This window comes from Limosilactobacillus kribbianus, assembly GCF_026413145.1.
Taxonomy (GTDB): Bacteria; Bacillota; Bacilli; order Lactobacillales; family Lactobacillaceae; genus Limosilactobacillus; species Limosilactobacillus kribbianus.
Genome location: NZ_JAOVYZ010000018.1, coordinates 1 through 21,227, shown reverse-complemented (window position 1 = coordinate 21,227; position 21,227 = coordinate 1). Strand labels below are relative to the sequence as shown.

General features: G+C 53.6%; 22 protein-coding genes. 19 read left to right on the top strand and 3 right to left on the bottom strand.

Annotated elements, in window-relative coordinates:
* The first annotated feature begins 32 nt into the window (after positions 1-32).
* The 8 genes from OCT58_RS05360 to OCT58_RS05325 all read left to right on the top strand — a co-directional run bounded on the left by OCT58_RS05360 (position 33) and on the right by OCT58_RS05325 (position 8,427).
* The gene (locus OCT58_RS05360; RefSeq protein WP_267201856.1) at positions 33-1,076 is read left to right on the top strand and encodes a helix-turn-helix domain-containing protein; all 1,044 of its coding nucleotides are present in this window, start codon (positions 33-35) and stop codon (positions 1,074-1,076) included.
* Positions 1,063-2,520, top strand: coding sequence for a RecQ family ATP-dependent DNA helicase (locus OCT58_RS05355; protein ID WP_267201855.1), 1,458 nt, complete (start codon positions 1,063-1,065; stop codon positions 2,518-2,520). The genes OCT58_RS05360 and OCT58_RS05355 overlap by 14 nt, the downstream gene beginning before the upstream one ends.
* A gap of 55 nt (positions 2,521-2,575) precedes the next feature.
* A complete protein-coding gene (locus OCT58_RS05350; RefSeq protein WP_267201854.1) occupies positions 2,576-3,175 on the top strand; it encodes a LysM peptidoglycan-binding domain-containing protein in 600 nt (199 codons plus the stop codon).
* Positions 3,176-3,184: 9 nt separating this feature from the next.
* Positions 3,185-3,868 (top strand): (d)CMP kinase, encoded by a 684-nt coding sequence (cmk, locus tag OCT58_RS05345; RefSeq protein ID WP_267201853.1) that lies wholly within the window; start codon positions 3,185-3,187, stop codon positions 3,866-3,868.
* 75 nt (positions 3,869-3,943) lie between these two features.
* Positions 3,944-5,176, top strand: a complete 1,233-nt coding sequence (gene rpsA, locus OCT58_RS05340) for a 30S ribosomal protein S1 (RefSeq protein ID WP_267201852.1) — start codon at positions 3,944-3,946, stop codon at positions 5,174-5,176.
* Positions 5,177-5,260: 84 nt separating this feature from the next.
* Positions 5,261-6,574 (top strand): ribosome biogenesis GTPase Der, encoded by a 1,314-nt coding sequence (gene der / locus OCT58_RS05335; protein ID WP_267201851.1) that lies wholly within the window; start codon positions 5,261-5,263, stop codon positions 6,572-6,574.
* 199 nt (positions 6,575-6,773) lie between these two features.
* Positions 6,774-7,049, top strand: a complete 276-nt coding sequence (locus tag OCT58_RS05330) for an HU family DNA-binding protein (protein ID WP_057808260.1) — start codon at positions 6,774-6,776, stop codon at positions 7,047-7,049.
* Between the two features lie 115 nt (positions 7,050-7,164).
* Positions 7,165-8,427: a tetratricopeptide repeat protein gene (locus OCT58_RS05325; RefSeq protein WP_267201850.1), complete on the top strand. Its 1,263-nt coding sequence runs from the start codon at positions 7,165-7,167 to the stop codon at positions 8,425-8,427.
* Between the two features lie 37 nt (positions 8,428-8,464).
* Here OCT58_RS05325 and OCT58_RS05320 read toward each other — a convergent pair whose 3' ends face one another.
* Positions 8,465-9,292, bottom strand: a complete 828-nt coding sequence (locus OCT58_RS05320; protein WP_267201849.1) for a site-specific integrase — start codon at positions 9,290-9,292, stop codon at positions 8,465-8,467.
* A gap of 126 nt (positions 9,293-9,418) precedes the next feature.
* Here OCT58_RS05320 and OCT58_RS05315 point away from each other — a divergent pair, with 126 nt between their 5' ends.
* The 4 genes from OCT58_RS05315 to OCT58_RS05300 all read left to right on the top strand — a co-directional run bounded on the left by OCT58_RS05315 (position 9,419) and on the right by OCT58_RS05300 (position 14,136).
* The gene (locus OCT58_RS05315; RefSeq protein WP_267201848.1) at positions 9,419-10,630 is read left to right on the top strand and encodes a CCA tRNA nucleotidyltransferase; all 1,212 of its coding nucleotides are present in this window, start codon (positions 9,419-9,421) and stop codon (positions 10,628-10,630) included.
* Between the two features lie 3 nt (positions 10,631-10,633).
* Positions 10,634-12,544, top strand: coding sequence for an ABC-F family ATP-binding cassette domain-containing protein (locus tag OCT58_RS05310; protein WP_267201847.1), 1,911 nt, complete (start codon positions 10,634-10,636; stop codon positions 12,542-12,544).
* A 121-nt stretch (positions 12,545-12,665) separates the two neighbouring features.
* Positions 12,666-13,628, top strand: coding sequence for a thymidylate synthase (locus OCT58_RS05305; RefSeq protein ID WP_267201846.1), 963 nt, complete (start codon positions 12,666-12,668; stop codon positions 13,626-13,628).
* A gap of 10 nt (positions 13,629-13,638) precedes the next feature.
* Positions 13,639-14,136: a dihydrofolate reductase gene (locus OCT58_RS05300; RefSeq protein ID WP_267201845.1), complete on the top strand. Its 498-nt coding sequence runs from the start codon at positions 13,639-13,641 to the stop codon at positions 14,134-14,136.
* On the opposite strand, the gene trhA is transcribed toward OCT58_RS05300, so the two are convergent.
* Positions 14,116-14,766: a PAQR family membrane homeostasis protein TrhA gene (trhA, locus tag OCT58_RS05295; protein ID WP_267201844.1), complete on the bottom strand. Its 651-nt coding sequence runs from the start codon at positions 14,764-14,766 to the stop codon at positions 14,116-14,118. The two genes, OCT58_RS05300 and trhA, sit on opposite strands and share 21 nt — an antisense overlap.
* A gap of 194 nt (positions 14,767-14,960) precedes the next feature.
* Between trhA and OCT58_RS05290 the strand changes: the two genes are divergently transcribed.
* From OCT58_RS05290 to OCT58_RS05260, 7 genes are all read left to right on the top strand, one after another.
* Positions 14,961-15,803, top strand: coding sequence for a DegV family protein (locus OCT58_RS05290; protein ID WP_267201843.1), 843 nt, complete (start codon positions 14,961-14,963; stop codon positions 15,801-15,803).
* 69 nt (positions 15,804-15,872) lie between these two features.
* A complete protein-coding gene (locus OCT58_RS05285; RefSeq protein ID WP_267201842.1) occupies positions 15,873-16,793 on the top strand; it encodes an SGNH/GDSL hydrolase family protein in 921 nt (306 codons plus the stop codon).
* Positions 16,794-16,800: 7 nt separating this feature from the next.
* Positions 16,801-17,400: a YpmS family protein gene (locus tag OCT58_RS05280; protein ID WP_267201841.1), complete on the top strand. Its 600-nt coding sequence runs from the start codon at positions 16,801-16,803 to the stop codon at positions 17,398-17,400.
* 11 nt (positions 17,401-17,411) lie between these two features.
* Complete coding sequence (locus OCT58_RS05275) at positions 17,412-17,633, top strand: YozE family protein (protein WP_267201840.1); 222 nt, start codon at positions 17,412-17,414, stop codon at positions 17,631-17,633.
* A gap of 13 nt (positions 17,634-17,646) precedes the next feature.
* Positions 17,647-18,519 (top strand): ribosome biogenesis GTPase YlqF, encoded by an 873-nt coding sequence (gene ylqF, locus OCT58_RS05270; protein WP_267201839.1) that lies wholly within the window; start codon positions 17,647-17,649, stop codon positions 18,517-18,519.
* Positions 18,512-19,279, top strand: coding sequence for a ribonuclease HII (rnhB, locus tag OCT58_RS05265; RefSeq protein ID WP_438361115.1), 768 nt, complete (start codon positions 18,512-18,514; stop codon positions 19,277-19,279). The genes ylqF and rnhB overlap by 8 nt, the downstream gene beginning before the upstream one ends.
* A gap of 51 nt (positions 19,280-19,330) precedes the next feature.
* Positions 19,331-20,068 (top strand): DNA-processing protein DprA, encoded by a 738-nt coding sequence (locus OCT58_RS05260; RefSeq protein WP_267201837.1) that lies wholly within the window; start codon positions 19,331-19,333, stop codon positions 20,066-20,068.
* Between the two features lie 173 nt (positions 20,069-20,241).
* Here OCT58_RS05260 and OCT58_RS05255 read toward each other — a convergent pair.
* Positions 20,242-21,227 (bottom strand): tyrosine-type recombinase/integrase (locus OCT58_RS05255; protein ID WP_267201836.1); only part of this gene is annotated, 986 nt, incomplete at its 5' end.

The following is a 21,227-nucleotide window of genomic DNA, read 5'->3' as shown; positions in this document are numbered from 1 at the left end:
ATAGTGAGAGAATCATTAGTGAGGTTTTGGCAATGAATAATTATTTTTTACGTTTTTTTGCTTACCAGCAACCGCGGCGGATTCGGGTGGTCGAGAATCTACTGACCAGCCGGCGGACCGTGGCTAATCTCTTCTGGGGACAGCAATATCACCTTTTGCCTTGGCTGGGTGCCGCACGGGGGCTGACACGGGCCGACTATGATGCTGCCTTGACCGCCTTAGCAGACGCGGGACTCATCAAACTAGACGAGCAGACTGCCGAACTGACGTCTGCCGGAGTGGCCGCCCAGGAAGCACTGCTTTACCAGCCAACCTTTCTGGACTGGTATTGGCTGGCCAACACCAACCAGCTCACCCAGCGGTTTACCCTGGGGATGCAGGTGGTAGCCGAACTGGCCTACCACAATTCACGCTACGCCCCGGTAAACGTCTCCTACCGACACCTGATGGCCGTCAAGCAGTGGTTCCGTTACGAGCATGCACGCCGCGATAATTTGGTCAAAGCTGTTTACGACGATCTGAAACAGCTCGGCACTGGGTTGGCTAGTGCCGACCCGCGACTGGCGGCGGCTATGACACTAACGATGGTGGGACATCACCTGCCGGCTTTGACGACTGACCAGTTGACGACGACGCTCAAACTTGCGCCGGCGGATACTCCGGTTCTGATTCACGATCTGCACCTGGGAATTGCGGCTTATAGCAGCCACACGAACGGACCCCTGCACGACCTTTTGGAACCTTTACTGGCATCCGGGCCGCTTTCCCGGAGCGCAGAGAATACCCTGCGCTACTACCAGAGCGGTCAGCCCCTGGAGCTGATTGCCCGCCGGCGGCATCTAAAATTAAGCACGATACGTGAACATCTGCTGGAAGTGGCGATTTTGTGCCCGGACCGGCTCAATTGGAACCAATTGTTGCCGGCAGAGAAGGAAGCGGCCCTAGCCCGGCAATATCCGGGAGACAATGTTGCCGATTGGCACTTCCAAGCGGATGCCCAGGACGAGGGTGCGGCCTTTTTTGAGTATCGCTTGTTTCAAATTAAACGGGGGTGGGAAAACAATGATCAAAACTGACCAAATCTACCAGGTACTGCACCAGCGTTTTGGCTACCAGGACTTTCGGGATGGGCAGTTGGAAACGATCACCGCTCTTTTATCCGGCCACGATACGCTGACAATTTTACCAACTGGGGCGGGGAAATCCCTCCTTTATCAATTGCCGGCCTATTTGCTGCCGAGCGGGGTGGTGATCGTCTCACCCCTGATCTCTTTGATGCAGGATCAGGTTGACCGCTTGCGCCAGCAAGGGGAACGGCGGGTGATCATGCTGACTGGCCAGCTCCAGGGACGTGATCGCCGGGAGGTACTGAATTCATTGGACCAGTACCGCTTTATCTTTGCCTCTCCGGAAATGCTGACTAATTCGCAGGTACTTCAAGCCTTGCGGCGAGTTCGGCCAAGTCTGTTGGTGGTTGACGAAGCTCACTGTATCTCACAGTGGGGACCTGACTTTCGCCCGGAGTACCTACTGTTAAAACAGCTTCGCGTCCAGTTAAGCGGGGTGGTCACCTTGATGCTGACGGCGACCGCCACTCCCCAGGTGCGACAGGATATTATCAAGAAGCTTGGCCTTGATTTTGACCATGTCCGGCAGGTAATTCGGTCGGTCAATCGGCCCAACATCTTCTTGGCGGTTAACCGGGTTGAAGATGCTGACGCCAAGCAGGCGGAATTGGTGCACCTGGTAAAGACCCTGCCCGGACCGGGGATCATCTATTTTGCCAGCCGTAAATTGGCGACCCAGCAGGCAATCATGCTGGCCCAAGAAACCGGTCTGGCAGTGGCTCCCTACCATGCCGGGATGGCAGCCCTGGAGCGTTTTAACATTCAACAACAGTTTATGGCTAATCAGCTGCAATTGATCTGCGCCACTAGTGCTTTTGGCATGGGGGTCGATAAAACCGACCTGCGGTACATCATCCACTACCACCTGCCGGCCAATCTCGCCTCCTATATGCAGGAGATTGGCCGGGCCGGCCGGGATGGTCAGCAGAGCGTGGCCGTTCTCCTTTATGCGCCGGGGGATGAGGGGCTGCAGAGTCAACTGACGACGATTGATTTGCCGAGTGAGGCGCTCCTCACTCAGGTGCAGCAGGGGAAACTACAGCCGGCCGTCCTGGGGGAACAAAAAGAATTATTTGCCTTCTATTTGAAACAGGGCTACTCACCCCGTCAGATTTTGCGAGCCTTCCACCATCGCCAGCACCAGCTTGCCTTTAACCTGCAGAAAATGCTGGATTACGTCGGCCTTGATCGGTGCCGGCGCAGTTACTTGCTCAATTATTTTGGCGAAGAGGCGGCCCCCGGCCAAGACGCGTGCTGTGATCTTGATCAGCCGGATTGGGAGCGTCACTTGCCAATGCCAGCGTCGCCAGCACCGGCAAAAGGACCGGGCCTGGACTGGCAAGCCCGCCTGAGGGAACTGCTGAATGTTAAATCCTGGCTAGACAAAGGGTAAATTCGTGCGCTACAATCGTAAAGATAAGTTTTTAGGTAAAGGAGGGTTGTGCTAAATGAGTGAACACCGTGAAGAATCCCGGCGTGAGCGTGATGAGCTCTGGGATAAGACCTTTGATGACAACGAAGACCTCGACAGCGAGGGGCACTTGTCGCGGACGGAGCACCGGCGCCAGCGCTCACATAACTCGATGATCACGACGGTCCTGATTGTCCTCATCATTATCCTGGCGGCTGCCCCGGTCATCTATTGGGTCAACAATCGCCAATCGTTTAATCACCCCGTCCGGACGGAGCAACGGGCAGCGTCCAAATCGGTGAGTAGTAAAAAAAAACAACGTTCCCAGACCTCAGCTAAAAAGCAGCGACACGCCAGTTCAACTATAACGAGCAGTTCGCTAAGCAGTTCGACCAGCGTTGCCAGCAGTCAAAGTCAGGCCACCGTTTCAAGCAGCAGCACTGCCAGGACGTATTCGACCAGCATGAGCAGCACCCGGACGACCAGTGCGCGTTCCGGCTACGTAACTGTTCAACGCGGTGAGGGTATTGACAAGGTGGCAGCACGCAATGGCTTGACGCCGCAGGAACTAGCACGACTAAATAATATGACGGTCAGATCAACAATTCACCCTGGCCAGCAATTACGAGTGAAGTAGGAGGAAAAAATGACAAAGGGAATTCAAGTAGCCATCGATGGTCCCGCATCGGCCGGCAAGAGTACGGTGGCGAAGTTAGTCGCTAAACGATTCAACTATGTTTATTGTGATACCGGGGCAATGTACCGGGTGGTGACCCTGGCAGCTTTGCGGGCCGGGTTGACGATGGACCAGGCGGACAAAATTGCCGAACTGGCTAAGCAGATCAAGATCGGCTTTCAGCCGGGCGAACCGGAACAGCGGGTTTTCCTAAACGATGATGAGGTGACCCAAGACATTCGGACGGCCCAGATCGACAATAACGTTTCTGCCGTGGCGGCTATTCCAGCGGTCCGCGCGGAGATGACCAATCAGCAGCGGCAGATTGCTGCGAATGGTGGGATTGTAATGGACGGCCGGGACATCGGGACAACGGTTCTGCCGAACGCTCCCGTCAAAATCTTCATGGTGGCAACGGCTCATGAGCGGGCCCGGCGCCGCTATGTTGAAAACAAGGAAAAGGGGATTGCCACGGCTTCACTGGAAGACCTGCAAAAAGAGATTGAATTGCGGGATCAAAAGGATTCAACCCGGAAGGTCTCCCCGCTGACCCAGGCACCCGACGCCACCCGGCTGGACACGACCAAACTCTCAATCGACGAGGTTGTGGACGCAATTAGCGAAATAATTAAAAAAACTCAGGAACAATTGTAGTAAAGACTGGAAATGCGAAAAGTTTTCTAGTAGAATAGTTTCTAGAGTTGATTGTTGCAAGGAGGATTTTTTTTAATGGCTGAAAACAATGAAAAGAACAACGATATGTTAAAGGCGCTTGACAGCATCAAGACCGTTAAGGTGGGCGATGTTGTTAAGGGTAAGGTATTGGCAATCGATGACGATCGCCAAGCTATCGTTGGTATTGAAGATGCAGGGGTTGAAGGTGTCGTCCCTGCTAAGGAATTATCAACCAAGCCAGTTGAAGACATCAATGATGCAGTTAAAGTAGGTGACGAATTAGACTTAGTTGTCATCTCTAAGATTGGTAACGATAAGGAAAATGGTAGTTACTTACTTTCTCACCGTCGTCTTGAAGCCCGGAAGGTCTGGGATGACATTCAAAAGAAGTTCGATGATGGTGAAACCATCACTGCCAAGGTTACCCAGGCAGTTAAGGGTGGTTTAGTTGTTGATGCCGGAGTACGTGGTTTCGTCCCTGCTTCAATGATCACTGATCACTACGTTGAAGATCTGAACCAATTCAAGGGTCAAGAACTTGAATTCAAGATCATCGAAATCGAACTAAGCGAAAACCGTCTGATCCTTTCCCACAAGGAAATCGTTAAGGCTCAGCACGAAGCAGCTGCTCAAAAGGTCTTTGCTGAATTACAACCAGGTGACGTTGTTGAAGGTAAGGTTGCCCGGATGACGAACTTCGGTGCCTTCATCGACCTCGGCGGTGTTGACGGCTTAGTTCACGTTTCTGAAATTTCCTACGACCACGTTGACAAGCCTTCTGATGTTCTGAAGACCGGTCAAACTGTCAAGGTCAAGGTCTTAAACGTTGACCCAGACCGTGAACGGATTTCCCTGTCCATCAAGCAGACACTGCCTGGACCATGGGATGACATCGAAGAAAAGGCTCCTGCTGGCTCAGTTCTGACTGGGACTGTTAAGCGCCTGACGAGCTTCGGTGCATTCGTTGAAGTTTTCCCTGGTGTTGAAGGTTTGGTTCACATTTCCCAAATCTCCCACAAGCACATTGCTACGCCAGCTGATGTGCTGAAGCCAGGTCAAGAAGTCAAGGTTAAGGTCTTAAACGTTGACCCAGAACGGCAACGCTTAGGCCTGTCCATGAAGGCTCTGGAAGAACGTCCGAAGGGTGAAGACAACGACAACCGTGGTGGCCGTCGTCGTCCACGTCGGAACAACAACCGGAACGTTATGAACAACGCACCGGAAGAAGAAAGTGGTTTCTCAATGGGTGATCTGATTGGTGATCAATTGAAGAACCTGCGGAACTAATTTCCGTTTAAGTTAAATCTTAGGGAGGCTGGGAAGAATGGTTTTCTTCCTAGCCTCTTATTTTGTAAAAAGGGGTGAAGAAGGATGGCAAATCCTGTTGTTGCAGTAGTGGGCCGGCCAAACGTTGGGAAGTCGACCCTGTTTAACCGCATTGCCGGCGAACGAATCGCAATCGTGGAAGACACACCGGGGGTTACCCGGGACCGGATCTACTCCCACGGTGAATGGTTGGGCAAACACTTTAACCTGATCGATACCGGGGGGATTGAAATTTCCGACCAACCACTTTTGACCCAGATTCGGCAGCAAGCGGAGGTGGCGATCGACGAGGCCGACGTCATCATCATGGTCGTTGACATCGAAAACGGGGTGACGGACGCCGATGAACAGGTCGCTCGGATCCTCTACCGTTCCGACAAGCCGGTTGTCTTGGCCGTCAATAAGGTCGATAATCCAGAACGGCGCACCGATATTTATGACTTTTATTCCCTCGGACTGGGCGAGCCCTATCCGGTTTCCAGTGTCCACGGGGTTGGCATGGGGGATCTGCTCGATGCCGTGATTAAGAAGTTCCCAGAAAATGCGGCCAATGACGATGATTCCAGTATCCACTTCAGTTTCATTGGGCGACCGAACGTCGGGAAATCATCACTAGTGAACGCCATCTTGGGCCAGAACCGGGTGATTGTTTCAAACGTTGCCGGGACAACTCGGGACGCGATCAACACCACCTTCAAGGACGAGACGGGCCAGGAGTTCACAATGGTCGACACCGCCGGAATCCGCAAGAAGGGGAAGATCTACGAGAACACCGAGCGCTATGCCCTGATGCGGGCGATGCGGGCCATTGACGACAGTGATGTAGTCTGTGTGGTCCTAAACGCCGAGGAAGGCATTCGGGAGATCGACAAGCACATTGCCGGTTATGCCCATGAGGCCGGCTGCGGGGTCATCATTGTCGTTAACAAGTGGGATACCCTCAAGGATCGCGATCAACGGACGATGACCGACTTTACCAACCTGATCCGGGCCGAATTCCAGTACCTGAATTACGCGCCGATTATCTTCGTCTCTGCTAAGACCAAGCAGCGCTTAAATAAGCTGCCTGGAATGGTCAAGGCCGTTGATGAGCACCACAAGCGGCGGATCCAATCCTCAGTCTTAAACACGGTTTTGATGGACGCGATCGCTGCCAACCCAACGCCAACCCAGAACGGCAAGCGACTGCGGGTTTATTATGGTACCCAGGTAGCCACCGAGCCGCCGACCTTCGTGATCTTTGTTAATGATCCAGAATTGATGCACTTCTCCTACCAGCGTTACCTGGAGAATCAGATTCGGGCGGCCTTTGACTTTTCTGGAACACCAATTCACCTGATCAAACGACGCCGGCAATAGGGGAAGAAATCCTGTTGTTAAGAAATGATGAAAATTGCCGTGAAAGTTGCGAAAAGCGCTTGCCAGTAGGGTTTCACTATGCTAACCTTAACATTGAAATGATACGAACTCCTCGTAATTATTTCGTTAATTTTGGACCACTCAAAATTAACATCCAGGAGTGCCGGGCGACCGGTGCTGATGTGGGAGGTGAAATCAAATGGCAAACAAAGCAGAATTAGTAAGCAACGTTGCTGCTGCAACTGGTCTGACTAAGAAGGACGCTACGGCTGCTGTTGACGCTGTCTTCAGTTCAATCCAAGCTTCCTTAGCTAAGGGTGAAAAGGTTCAACTGATCGGCTTCGGTAACTTCGAAGTACGTCAACGTGCTGCACGGAAGGGCCGTAACCCACAAACTGGGAAAGAAATCCAAATTCCTGCAAGCAAGGTACCAGCATTCAAGCCTGGTAAAGCTTTAAAGGATGCTGTTAAGTAATTTTAACAGCTTTAAGATAGAAAACGAGAAGGGAACTAATCCTTCTCGTTTTCTTTTTGACTCAAATTTTGTTATCCTAACATTCGAAATATCATCGCACAGGGGGACGAAACTAGTGACCTATTCTGAAAAAATGCTTGATCAATTACAAAAGGGCGACCTGGATGCTGCCCGGCACACTTTCCGAGCAGCCCTTGACCACGACAGCGACGAGATGCTTTTTAGCCTGGGAGAAGAATTGTACGGCCTGGGCTTTTTGCGTCAGTCGCGGCGGGTTTACCTGAAACTGTTGGAGCGCTATCCGGATGAGAACGAGCTGCGGACAAACCTGGCGACGATTGCCATTGACGAAGGCCACAACGACGAGGCCCTTTCCTACTTGGCCCAGGTTAAGCCCGGCTCGCCGGCCTACCTGGAGGCCCTGTTAGTAGCCGCCGACCTCTACCAGACCGAGGGTGAGTTTGAGGTTACTGAAGCCAAACTCAAGGAGGCCGCCGGGCTGGCTCCAGATGAACCGGCCGTTCAATTTGCCTTGGCCGAGTTCTATTTCTTGGTGGGCCGGTTCGATGAAGCGATCGATTACTACTTCCAGCTAATCCGCAACGGCTACACCGCCTTTGCCAAGGTTGACATCGCAGGTCGACTGGGAATGTGCTATGCTCAAAGCGGCCAGTTTAAGCAGGCCCTGGGTTACCTCCAGCAGGTTAAGCCGGAGTATCGGACCAGTGATATCCGTTTTCAGACTGGTCTGACCCAGCTTCACCTCGGCCAGGTCGAGGACGCCATCACAACCTTGCGGGACCTGATCCACGATGATGACCAGTACGCCTCTGCCTACCCGGCGCTGGCAGAGGCCTATTCCGCCCAGCGCAATTATCCACAGGCCCTGCGCGCGATTCAGGAGGGACTCGGGGTCGACCAGTATAACGAACGCCTCTACTCTCAAGCAGCGGAAATCGTCAGTCACCTGGGCGATCAGCAATTGATGGAAAAGTACCTGAAACGCGCTCACGAGCTGGATCCGGATAACCTGACGATTATCTTGCAGTACAGCAACTTCCTCCTTCACCAGCACAACGACAGCGCCAACATTAAGCTCCTGGCGCCCCTGATTAAGGAAGACGAGGTTGATCCTCAGGTTTACTGGAACCTGGCCCGTTCCTACCAGCGGACCGACCAAGTGGAACTGGCTGACAAGTACTATCATGCCGCGGCCAACAACTATCAGGATAATCCCACCTTCCTAAAGGAGCTGATCGGTTTTGACCGTGAAATGGGGAAGACAAGTGAAATGCTGGCCGAATTGCACCGCTACCTGGTGCTGGTCCCGACCGACGCCGAGATGCAGGATCTTTTGGACGAATACGAGGAATATTAAAAGGCTCTGATTGGCTATTTGACCAATCAAAGCCTTTTTACTTGAGCTGAAGAAGTAGGCGCTGGTAGTAGAGCAGTGAGGATGGATCGAGCTTCAAGGCCTCCATCAACTGGCGGTCGCTCCAGTCCTGGTGGGCGGCCAGCTGGGTGAGAATATAGCTCTGGTGAAGGTACTTGGGCGCCAGGTGAAAGCCCAGGTAGGCCTCGTCCTGTTTAAGGTACTTGTGAAGCCCAGCATTGGTCAGGCGGGGATTATCCGGCTGATAGCGCTGCTTCAAGAAGAGGTCAGTGGAATTCTGTCGGGCCTGGAGCGGGTGGATGAACTCCTGGTAGCGCTGGTAAAAGGAGCGCTCGGCCGGACTGGTCAATTCGACCTGATTAAAGACCCGGGCAAATCCCGGTCGTAGGAACTCGCCGACGGTAAAGCCGTGCTTGCTGACCAACAGCACCATCCGGGTGTAGTAGGTCAGTTGATCGTCGGCGAGGATGTCGTCGAGCTTGCCCAACCACTTGGTATTGACCCGTTGGTTGGGATCGACCGCCCGACCATGCAGGGTCAGCGTCGGGTAAGTCGTAATCAGCTGGTGGGTAAAGAGGTAGCGAAAGTAGCGGTTGAGGTGGGAGAGGATCTTGTTATAGGTGCTGAGGGTGATCTTTTGCTGGGTGCGCAACGTATTGAAATAGTCTCGCACGTCGCTTTCAGTCAGGTTGGCTAGTCGTGGGTCCCGCGCGAAGGCCGGACGATTGGCCCGCAGATAGGCAAAAAAATTGGTCAGACTGGTGTCATAGGTGCTGATCGTCAGCGGGGCCAGGTGCTGCGAATCGCGCAGGAAGTGCTGGAATTGTTTTTGGTAGGGATAGTCCATTTAGCTCACACCTTTCAAGCATTTATTTACTATAACTATATCACAAAAGAAGATTTGCCGAGCCAAAGACGATTTGCTATAGATTTGCTATAATCGATTAGGAGATAATTAAAAGGACATGATCAAATGATACTAAAACACTTACCCGCAATCTTCACGCCGGCCCGACCGGTGCTGCAGCGGATTGAAGAGGCGGGCTTTGAAGCCTATTTTGTCGGGGGCTGCGTGCGGGACACGATTCTCGGCGATCCGATTCACGACATCGACATTGCCACCAGCGCCTACCCAAGCGAGATCAAGGCGATCTTTAAGCGGACCGTCGACACCGGAATCGAGCACGGTACCGTGATGATTCTGGACCACGGAAACGGCTACGAGACGACCACTTTTCGGACCGAATCTGGCTACCAGGACTACCGCCGGCCCGATTCGGTGACCTTTGTTCGTTCCCTGGCCGAGGACCTGAAGCGCCGCGACTTTACGATTAACGCCTTGGCCCTGCGTGAAAACGGCCAGGTAATCGACCTCTTCCACGGCCTGCAGGATCTTGATAACCACCTGATCCGGGCGGTGGGGGACCCCAACGAACGTTTCCACGAGGATGCCCTGCGGATGATGCGGGCGGTCCGGTTCGCCGCCAAACTTGACTTTCGGATTGACCAACCGACGCTTGCCGGGATCGAGCAAAACGCATCCCTGCTCAGCAAGATCGCGGTGGAACGGATCCAGGTCGAATTTGAAAAGCTGCTCCTGGGACAGAACCCGGTTGCCGGGCTGACGGACTTCCTGGCGACGGGGCTCTACAAGTACTGCCCGGGACTTGAAAACACCGAGGAGGACTTGGCTGGCCTCTTGAAACTCCGGGGCTGGGGCCTGGAGAATCCTTCCCAGGCCTGGAGTCTGCTCTGCCTGCAGCTCGGCCTATCCGGGAAGGCGATCGCGGCCTTTCTTAAGCAGTGGAAGAACTCCAACGACCTGATTCGCCAGGTTAAGAAGATTCTGCCGGTAGTGGTAGCAATGCGTGACCACCAGCTGACACCCCTGGTCCTTTACCGGGCCGGCTGGGCCAGCGTCCACGATGCCAACCAGGTTGCTAAACTCTATGGCTGGGCCATCCCGGGTGCGGAGCTGAAAGCAGCCTATGAACAGTTGCCGATCAAGGATCATCAAGAACTGGCCGTCGACGGGCGAACGTTAATTCAGTCCGGCATCAAGCCGGGACCGCGCCTGGGAGAAATTCTGCAGCAGATTACTCAAGCCGTCGTGATGGGGCAGGCCACCAATGACCGCGCGGCCCTATTGCAACTGGCAGAGAAGTACAGTGAGAAAGAGGAATAGTTAATGCAAACAATGCGTGCGGAGGGCCTCACCAGTACCTACGGGGAGAAGACCCTCTTTGAAAATGTCAATTTTATTATTAACGAAAACGACCGGATCGGCCTGATCGGGGTCAACGGGAGCGGGAAGACCAGTCTGCTAAACGTGATTGCCGACCTGACCAGTCCAGAGGCGGGGACGATCACCAAGCCTAACGACTATACGATCGGCTATCTCAAGCAGCAGCCGGACCTAGATCAGAATAAGACGATCATGGAAGCCATCTTTGAGGGTCAGCAGCCGGTCTTTAAGACCATCCGCGCCTACGAGGATGCTCTGGCAAAATTCAGTGCCCACCCGGAAGATCCGCAGGCCGTCGACCGCTACACTAAGATGCAGGCGAAGATGGACCAGGAAGACGCCTGGGAGGCCGATAGCCAGGTGAAGACGATCCTGACCCAGTTGAAGATCAAGGACACCAGCCAGCAAATTGCCAACCTCTCCGGGGGCCAGCAAAAACGGGTCGGCCTGGCCCAGGTACTGATTGAGCAACCCGATCTCTTGCTCCTAGACGAACCAACCAACCACCTCGACCTGGACTCGGTTGTCTGGCTCCAGGACTTCCTGAAGTCATACAAGGGCGCCGTTCTTCTGGTGACCCACGACCGTTACTTTCTCGACCAGGTTACCAACCACATTTGGGAGCTCTCCTTTGGTCATCTTTACCACTATGAGGGGAACTACCAAGATTTCGTGGCCAAGAAGGCGGAACGAGTCGAACTAGCCCAGGAAACCGAGAAAAAGAACCAGCAGCTCTACAAAAAAGAGCTGGCTTGGATGCGGACGGGTGCCAAGGCCCGCAGCACCAAGCAGAAGGGGCGGATCAACCGTTTCCACGAGCTGGAAGGCAAGGTCGGCAAGCTGAAGACGGACGAGGACGTTTCGATCAACCTTGGCTCCCAGCGCCTGGGCAAGGACGTCATCGAATTTAAGGACGCCAACCTCACCCTCGGCGACCACCAAATTCTGCACGACTTCAACTGGCTGGTGACGGCCGGGGACCGGATCGGGATCACCGGGGAAAACGGGGCCGGCAAGACCAGCCTGCTGAACGTGATTGCCCAGCGAGTGCCCCTGAACAGCGGGGTGTTAAAGATCGGCGAGACCGTCAAGCTTGGCTATTACACCCAGCAGACCGAGGGGGTCGACGACAACAAGCGGATGGTTGAGTTTCTGACCGAGATTGCTGACAACGTCACCGACAAGGACGGCAATAAGATCAGCGTCACCCAGCTTTTGGAGCGTTTTCTCTTCCCGCGGTTCATGCACGGCACCCTGATTCGCAAGCTCTCCGGGGGTGAGAAGCGGCGACTCTATCTGCTCAAGATCCTGATGCAGCAGCCAAACGTCCTGCTGCTAGACGAACCGACCAACGACCTCGACATCGGTACGCTGACCGTCCTCGAGGATTACCTGGACCACTTTGCCGGCACGGTGATCACGGTTTCCCACGACCGCTACTTCTTAGACAAGGTGGCCGACAACCTGCTGATCTTCCACGGCAAGGGCGACATCCAACGCTACACCGGCTTCTTTACCGACTATCTCAAAGAGGAGGCTCAGCAGGCCCAGGCAGCCAGTCAGACAGCCAAGGCCAATACTAAAAAGACCGCTAAGAAGGAACCGGCCAACCAGGCGGACAAACCGAAGAAGAAGACCAAACTGACTTACGCCGAAAAGCTGGAATGGGATCACATTGATGAGGATCTCGACCAGCTCGACACCCAGCAAAAGGAGATTGAGCAACAGATGGCGGCCGCGGCCAGTGACTACACCAAGCTAGCCGACCTCCAAAAGCAGCTCGACGCCGTCAAAAAGCAGGTGGACGAGAAGACCGCCCGCTGGGAGTACTTAAGTAATTTTGTCGACGACTAAAACGCATTAAAGCAGCAATTAAAGCACCATCACTAACCCCAAGAGCAAGTGACGATGCTTTTTTCTTGGCTCATTGTGCGATAAGATATCAACGGAAAACAAATTAAAGGAGTTTTTGGTAATGGCAGAAAATGCAAACGAACAGCAATACCTCGATCTGGCGCGCTACGTCCTGGAACACGGGCACGAAAAGAGCGACCGGACGGGGACGGGAACACGGTCGGTCTTTGGCTACCAGATGCGCTTTGACCTTAGCAAGGGCTTCCCGCTCCTGACGACCAAGAAGGTGCCCTTTGGCCTGATTAAGAGCGAACTGCTCTGGTTTCTGCGCGGTGACACCAATATCCGCTTCCTCCTCCAGCACCACAACCACATTTGGGACGAATGGGCCTTCAAGAAGTGGGTCGAAAGCCCTGAATATCAAGGACCGGACATGACCGACTTTGGCCATCGCTGGCTCAAGGATCCGGAATTTAAGAAGCAGTACCTGGCCGAGAAGAAGGCCTTCTGTCAACGGGTTTTGGATGATGAAGAATTCGCCAAGAAATACGGCGACCTCGGCCTGGTGTACGGCAGCCAGTGGCGGCACTGGAAGACCAGCCAGGGGGGGACGATTGACCAAATCGCCAACGTCATTCACCAGATCAAGACGACGCCGGATTCACGGCGGATGATCGTTTCGGCCTGGAATCCCGAGGACGTACCGTCGATGGCCCTGCCACCGTGCCACACAATGTTCCAATTCTACGTCAACGACGGTAAGCTCTCCTGCCAGCTCTACCAGCGCAGCGCGGACATTTTTCTGGGCGTGCCGTTCAACATCGCTAGCTACGCCCTGTTGACCCACATGATTGCCCACCAGTGTGGCCTGCAGGTTGGGGACTTTGTTCATACCTTGGGGGATGCCCACATCTACCTCAACCACCTCGACCAGGTCAAGACTCAGCTGTCCCGGACACCCCATGCGGCACCGCAGCTGATCCTGCCGGCCGAGCCGAAACCAATTGACCAGTACGAGATGGATGATATCAAGCTGGAGGGCTACACCCACGAACCGGCCATCAAGGCCCCAGTTGCCGTCTGAGGTGGCGCCGATGACGAAAGTAAGTTTTGTCTGGGCGGAGGACTTGGACGGCTGGATCGGCAAGAATAATGCCCTGCCCTGGCACCTGTCAGCTGACATGCGCCATTTCAAGACGGTCACGATGGGCCACCCGATTGTGATGGGACGGGCAACCTTTGAGTCGATCGGCCGGCCGCTGCCCCACCGGCCCAACATTGTCCTGACTCACAACGATTTGAATGTTTCAGACCTGACCGTGGTCCATGACCTCACCCAGCTGCGGGCGTTAATTGATCAGCAGGCGGCGACGGAGGTCTGCATCATTGGCGGGGCCGGCGTCTTTGCGGCCACCCTGCCGCTGGTGAACACCCTGCACCGGACGATTATCAACGGCCACTATCACGGGGACGTAAAAATGCCACCGGTCGATTACTCCCGGTGGCAGCGTTTGAGTCGGCGCCCGGTGGTCGAAAATGACCAACCGGTCTGCTGGTTTGAAGAATGGGTCTTAGACGAAAAACAGGATTGAGAAGTACATGAAGCCGGTTCCCACCAGGACGAAAACGTGCCAGATCAGGTGGGTGTAACGCGTCGGCCGGCTGTAGAGCAGAGCGCCCAGGGTGAAGGTAATCCCGCCGGCGAGCAGGAGCCCGAAGCCAACCGGACCGAGGGCTTCCCAGAGCGGTACGAAGGCAAAGAGGCACAGCCAGCCCATCAGGACGTAGATCAAAGTCGACCACTTGCTCTTGTGTTTGAGCCAGATGCTCTTGTAGATCACCCCGAGGACGGCCAGTCCCCAGATGATTCCAAAGAGGGTCCAGCCCGCCCAGCCCCGGATGCTGACCAGGCAATAGGGGGTGTAGGTCCCGGCGATCAGCAGGTAGATCATTGAATGATCAAAGATCCGAAAAAGGTGCCGGGCCCGGGTGAAATAAAGGGCGTGAAAGAGCGTCGACGAGAGATAAAAAAGAGTGAGGATGCTGCCATAGAGCGTGAAGGTGACGATCCGCATCGGACTGCCGGTGCGAGCGGCCCGGATGATTAAAAAGACCAGGCCGGCGACGGCGAGACCGAAGCCGACCCCGTGGGTGATGGCATTCCCAATCTCAATGAGGATTTCTTGCCGATTCTGCGGACGATATGATGGACGTGTTGCCAATCTGATTACCCCTTTCTGTGCGATCAGCGGTGAATTCTGTGGTGATTTTTGCTATACTAATGGTTGATTAGCAATAAATTTAATCAACCGATTCTAAGAAAAACGTGTATAATAGTTTTATGAACTTTGCATCTAGTTTTGAAAACTAGATTAATTATAACATAAACTGACATGCAGGGAGAGTGGATTTTTCCATGGCAAAAGTAAAAATTGTTTGTGATTCTTCCGCCGGTTTGACCGAGGAAGACATTCAAAAATATAACATTACAATTATTCCCCTGACCGTGATGATTGACGGGACGGTCTATACGGAACGGGAGACGATCACTAACGATCAGTTCCCGGAGATGATGAAGAACGCCAAGAGCCTGCCGAAGACGTCGCAGCCGCCGATCGGCAAGTTTGTCGATGCCTTCGACAAGCTCGGTGAAGACGGCAGCGAGGTCCTGTGCGTGACCATGATGGCCTCCATTTCCGGGACGGTTCATGCGGCCGAGCAGGCGGCAGAACTGTCCAAGACCAAGGTAACAGTCTACGACTCACAGACAACCGACCAGGGGATGGCCTTCCAAATCGTCGAGGCGGCCCAGGTATTGGAGAATGGTGGGACGGTGGAAGACGCCGTCGCTAAGATGAAGGATGTCCTGGCCAAGAGCAAGCTTTACCTCGCCATTGACAACCTGAAAAACCTGGTTGCCGGCGGTCGGATCAGCAAGTTTGCCGGGGCGCTGTCCAGTCTTTTGAACATCAAGGTGATGCTCCAGGTTTACGACGGTGAGATTCACGTCATCATGAAGGGCCGGGGTACCAAGGCGATCCACAAGGAATGGGACCAGATCCTGGACGAAATGGCCAAGGGGCCGAAAGTCAAGGCAATCGGGATCTCTCACGTTCAGGCGGACAAGGAGGTCAACCGGCTCAAGGAGGGCCTGGCCAAGATTTATCCGGATGCTAAGATCATTGTGCGTGAAACCGTGCCGATCATTGCCACCCATACTGGTTTGGGCGCTTGCTGCCTGTTGTACTACACAGAATAAAATAATCCAAAACGAAATGCGGTCAGCGAATAACACGGCCGCATTTTATGTTAGGGGGCTCAAAGAGGGATGAAGAAGAAATGGTGGCTGTTGGTGATCCTAATTGTGGTTCTGGCCCTTGGCGGTGGCTGGTTCTATTTCAATCGGGCAACGCCGCGTGCCAAAGAGGACCAGGTTCAAACGCTGCAATACATGGAGAAAAAGCACGTCAAGCTGGTGGCGCTGGGTGATTCCCTCACGCACGGCCAGGGGGATGAAACCAACAATGGTGGTTACGTCGGCGTCATCAAGAAAAAGATTGAGCACCATTACCAACAGACGACGGTGACAACGGTTAACTACGGGGTCAGTGGGGACCGCTCCGACCAGATTCTGGACCGACTCAATTCGCAAAAGCAGATTCGCTCAGACTTGGCCGATGCCGACGTAATCACGATGACCGTCGGCGGCAACGATCTGATGCAGCACCTGGAGGCCGACGCTCTGGAGTCACCGAAGAAGATCTCAACCGATGTCGACAGCGCCGAGAGCAGCTACCGGAAGAAGCTGCACGCGCTTTTTAGTGCCGTCCGCAAGCAGAATCCGGACGCGCCGATCTTCGTGATGAGCATCTACAATCCCTTCTACACCTACTTCCCGGACGTCACGACGATCAGCGATGCCGTTGCCAAGTGGAACCAGACGACCACCAGCGTGATGGGGGATTATCAGCAGATGTACTTTGTTGACATCAACCACTTGATGTCGTACGGTCAGTACAAGACGGCCGCTTCCCGCCAGCACCTGGTGGCGGCGGAAAAGAAGGCCAATGGCGGTAAGGTCAGTCAGGGCAAGGTTGCCGACGTGATGAATGAAAAGGATCACAACATCAACGACTACATTTCAACCGACGATAATTTCCACCCCAACCACCGCGGCTACGAACAGATCGCCAAAAAGCTGTTTACGGCGATGAAGGAACATAATTCTTGGGAATACACAAAGAGGTAAGCAAGTAATGAAAGAACAGAAAAAGACGATCAACTACTGGAAATGGGCCTTCTTCGTCCTCCTGGCCGCAATCCTAATCGGCAGCGGGGTCGTCATCTCCAAGGCCGCGGCCCCCAGTCCGCGCCCCGAGATGACCCAGCAGGTGGCTGCCAAGGACACTTCCGTGACGATCGAATTAAACCGTAAGCAGGTCAACGCCCTTTCCGCCAACTATCTGAACCAGTTTTTGAAAGGCCAAAAGATCAAGTATCACTTCCTGGTCGGCAAGCAATACGCGACCCTGGTGGGCGATACCAAGTTCATGGGGGTCAAGATTCGGTTTGCCATCAACTTTGTTCCGGAGCGGACGGCCGCGGGCAACGTCCTCCTGCGGGCGAAGGGATTGGCAGTCGGCCGGCTCAACATTCCGATCAAGTTTGTGATGGGCTACATCGCCAAGAACTACAACATCCCCAACTGGGTTTCCATCGACGCCAAGCACAAGACAATTCTGCTTGACCTGAACCGTTACAGCAAGCACCATTCACTGAAATACTCGGCCCAGGAGATTAATATGGAGGCCGGGCGCTTCAAGTTCCTGATCACGGTGCCAACCAATAATAACTAGGGGGAATCAAGATGCGCGAAAGCTTTTATCGTTACTTAATGACCCAGCGCAATCCAAACGGAGCCGACGAGGTGCAGCAATTTGCCAACAACGCCTTTTTGGACAGCGCCTTTCCCAAGCAGTCAACAGACTTTGACGAACTTTCTAAGTACCTGGAGGAGAACGCTGACTACCTGCCGTCGATGACCATCTTCGACACGGCCTGGCAGCGTTACCTGGATGCAATGAATTAAAGGAGTGAGGAAATTGGCAGTAATTCAATGGTTCCCCGGACACATGGCCAAGGCTCTGCGGCAGATCCGTGAGCAGATGCCATTGGTCGATATTGTCTTTGAACTGGTCGACGCCCGGGTGCCCTACTCATCGCAAAATCCGGAGGTGGCCCTTGCTGCTGGCGACAAGCCATGCCTCTTGATCATGACCAAGACCGACCTGGCCGATGCTGACCGGCTCAAGGAGTGGTTAGATTATTTTGCGCAAAAGGGACAACCGGTCCTGGCACTGGACTCCCGGCGGCAGAACGTGGCCAAGCTGGTGACCGCCAAGAGTAAGGAAATTCTGCATGACAAGTTGGCTGAGGAGGCGGCCAAGGGAATGAAGAAGCGGCCGATCCGGGCGATGTGTGTGGGGGTGCCGAACGTTGGTAAGTCGACCCTCTTGAACCACCTGGTGAAGAAAAACGTCGCCGCCACCGGCAACCGGCCGGGGGTAACGACCGGCCAGCAGTGGCTTCGTTCCTCGGCAGAATTGGAACTGCTCGACACGCCCGGGGTCCTCTGGCACAAGTTTGCCAGCCAAAAGCAGGGTCAAATGCTGGCTTTAAGCGGGGCGATCAAGGATAGCCTCTACCCCAAGGATGACGTGGCCCTCTTTGCCCTCAAGTACTTGCGGGCCCACCAGCCGGAGATGCTGAAGAAGCGCTACCGGCTGACGGACGCCGACCTGGACGAGGCGGTCACTGATCCCGACCTCCTGCTCACGATCACCCAGAAGCTGGGGATGCGCGATGATTATGACCGGGCCAGTGAACGGCTGATCTTTGACCTGCGGAAAGGCAAACTTGGGCCGATCACGATGGAGGTTCCGGCCGACCTGAATGAGGATGGGATCAATGAGTGAGACGATTCGCCAAATCAAGGACCGCCTGGCGGCCATCACCGATCCGGCCGACTCCTACGTTGCTGCCCTGCGTGACGATCCGCGCAAGGGGGTTCAGCAGGCCCTGACCCAGTTTCGGCGCAGGTTGGAACGGCAAGCCGCGGCACTAGCGGCCTTCCACCAGCGCTTCAGGTATGAGCAGGCCCTCTGGCAACAGGGCTGTACCTACGTTGCCGGGATGGACGAGGTCGGGAGAGGACCCTTGGCCGGCCCGGTGGTTACCTGTGCCGTCATTCTCAAGCCGTCCTTTGACCTGGTCGGGGTGACCGACTCCAAGCAGCTGACCCAGCGCGAGCGGGAACAGCTCTACCTGCAGATCGTCAACGAGGCCGTTGAGGTCAGCATCGCGGTCAACGATCGGGAGGCGATCGACCGGTTGAACATCTACGCGGCGACCCAGGACGCAATGATTCGGGCGGTCAACAACCTCCATCACCGGCCCCAGTACCTGATTGTCGACGCGGTACCGCTCAAAATCCCGCTCCCGCAGACGACCCTGATTAAGGGGGACCAGAAGAGCATCAGCGTCGCGGCGGCTAGCATCGTCGCCAAGGAATACCGGGACCACCTGATGCGCGATTACGACCGGGTCTACCCTGGTTACGGTTTTGCAGAAAACATGGGCTACGGAACCAAGGAGCACCTGGCCGGCCTCGCCAAGTACGGGGTAACGCCGATTCACCGCCATTCCTTCAGCCCGGTTAAAAAATATTTAAATTAATAAAGTATCATTTGCCAAAAGTCCCGTACTTAATAAGTAGGAGGCTTTTTTATGTTATCAAAACGCGAATTTTTATTACGACTGAGTCTGTGCCGCGGTCTGGGACGGGTCAGCAAATACCATCTCTGGCAGGCTGCAGAACAGCACCAGTCTTTTACCCCAATGGACCACTTGGTCAACGAAGTATCACTCAGCATCCGCGCTCGGACGGCCCTGGAGAACAATTGGGCCAGCCCGGAGCTCAATCAGGCGGTGGCCGCCAATCAAACCCAGCCTTTCATTACCCTGGTTGATGATGCCTACCCGAGCCAGCTCAAGGAAACCTATTGCCCGCCGCTGGTGCTCTTCTATGCGGGCAATCTCAAGCTATTGCAGTTCCCGATGCTGGGCGTCGTGGGGGCCCGCGATGCCTCGTCCTATGGAGCCAGTGTGCTCCGTGGCTTCTTGCCTGAAATCGTCAAGTACCGCTTAGTTGTGGTGAGTGGCCTGGCCAGGGGGATCGACGGGCTCAGCCATCAGGTGACGCTCGAATGTGGCGGCATGACGGTCGGGGTGATCGGCTGCGGGCTCGACCGGTGCTACCCGGCCGAAAATCGCGTACTCCAGTCCCGGGTGGTTAAAGAAGGCCTGGTGCTGACCGAATACGGCCTGGGCGAGCCCCCGCTGGCCTTCCATTTTCCAGAGAGGAACCGGATCATTGCGGGTCTCTCCCAGACGCTGTTAGTGGTTGAGGCCAAGCGGCGCAGCGGCAGCCTGATTACTGCTAATATTGCACTGTATACTGCATAATAAATTTGTGAATTATAATCATTTTGTGATAATAGAAAACGTTGATATAACAGCATTTAGCTAACATTTGTAGAATTAAAATCAGTATACACTTTGTGAATAAATATTAGGTGATGCAGATAAAAGCAGAGAAAAGCAGAAATCTGAGACACAAATGAGACACAGAGACACAACTATAGATTGTTTAACACATTGATAATCTTCTTGTTTTCTTCATCTTGCTTTTCTGTTAGCAGATAAGAATAAATCTGTAGAGTTGTCCTAATGTTATTATGTCCTAGACGTCTTGAAATCGCGTATATATCAACGCCCTTCGACAATAACAAGGCAACGTGACTATGCCTGAACGAGTGAAAGTGGAAATTCTTGTTGTTAATACCTAACTTTTTAAGCATACGATGGGTATAACGACTAGCGCTTGATGTGCTGACCGGCTTATTTCGTTGTGTGTAAAACACAAGAACATCACCATCACAACGAAGTTTTTTCATATCGTCGATTAAATATTTTGGTACAGGAACATCACGGACTGAGTTGTCGTTCTTTGTTGAGCGAAATTTTGGCGTTGGATCTTTACGACTGCGTGTATCAATCTGACGGGTAATATGTAGCACATTGTTCTTATCATCTACATTGTCCCAAGTCAATCCAGCCAATTCTCCTAACCTGGCGCCTGACAAGATGGCGGCCTCAATCAAGCAAGCGGTTCCGACCATAACAGGTTTGTGCTCTCGTTTTCTTGCATGGTAGTTCCGGCAATACTTCAAAACAGCTTTAATTTGCTTTAAATTAAGATATTCTACATTACGAGCTTTCTGTCCTCCAGCGTGAACCATTGCCGCTGGATTTCGATTTATATATCCTTGCTGTACACTATACTCTAAAGCTTGTGTGCAACACTGATTAATAAGACGCACCGAAGAATGGCTCAAATCGTTCAACGAGTTTATAAATTGTTGATAATCATCATTTGTTAATTTTTGGATCATCTTGTCTTTGCCGAAATAATCTATAATGTGTTGTCTTGCAAAATTGGTAAAGAACTGATTTACTGCATGCGCAGTTTTACCAGCAATTTTACTCGTGATATTAACTCGTGAAAGGCGATCAGTCATTACTAGTACAACACTGTCATTACCGTTTTTCTGTCCCTGAACTG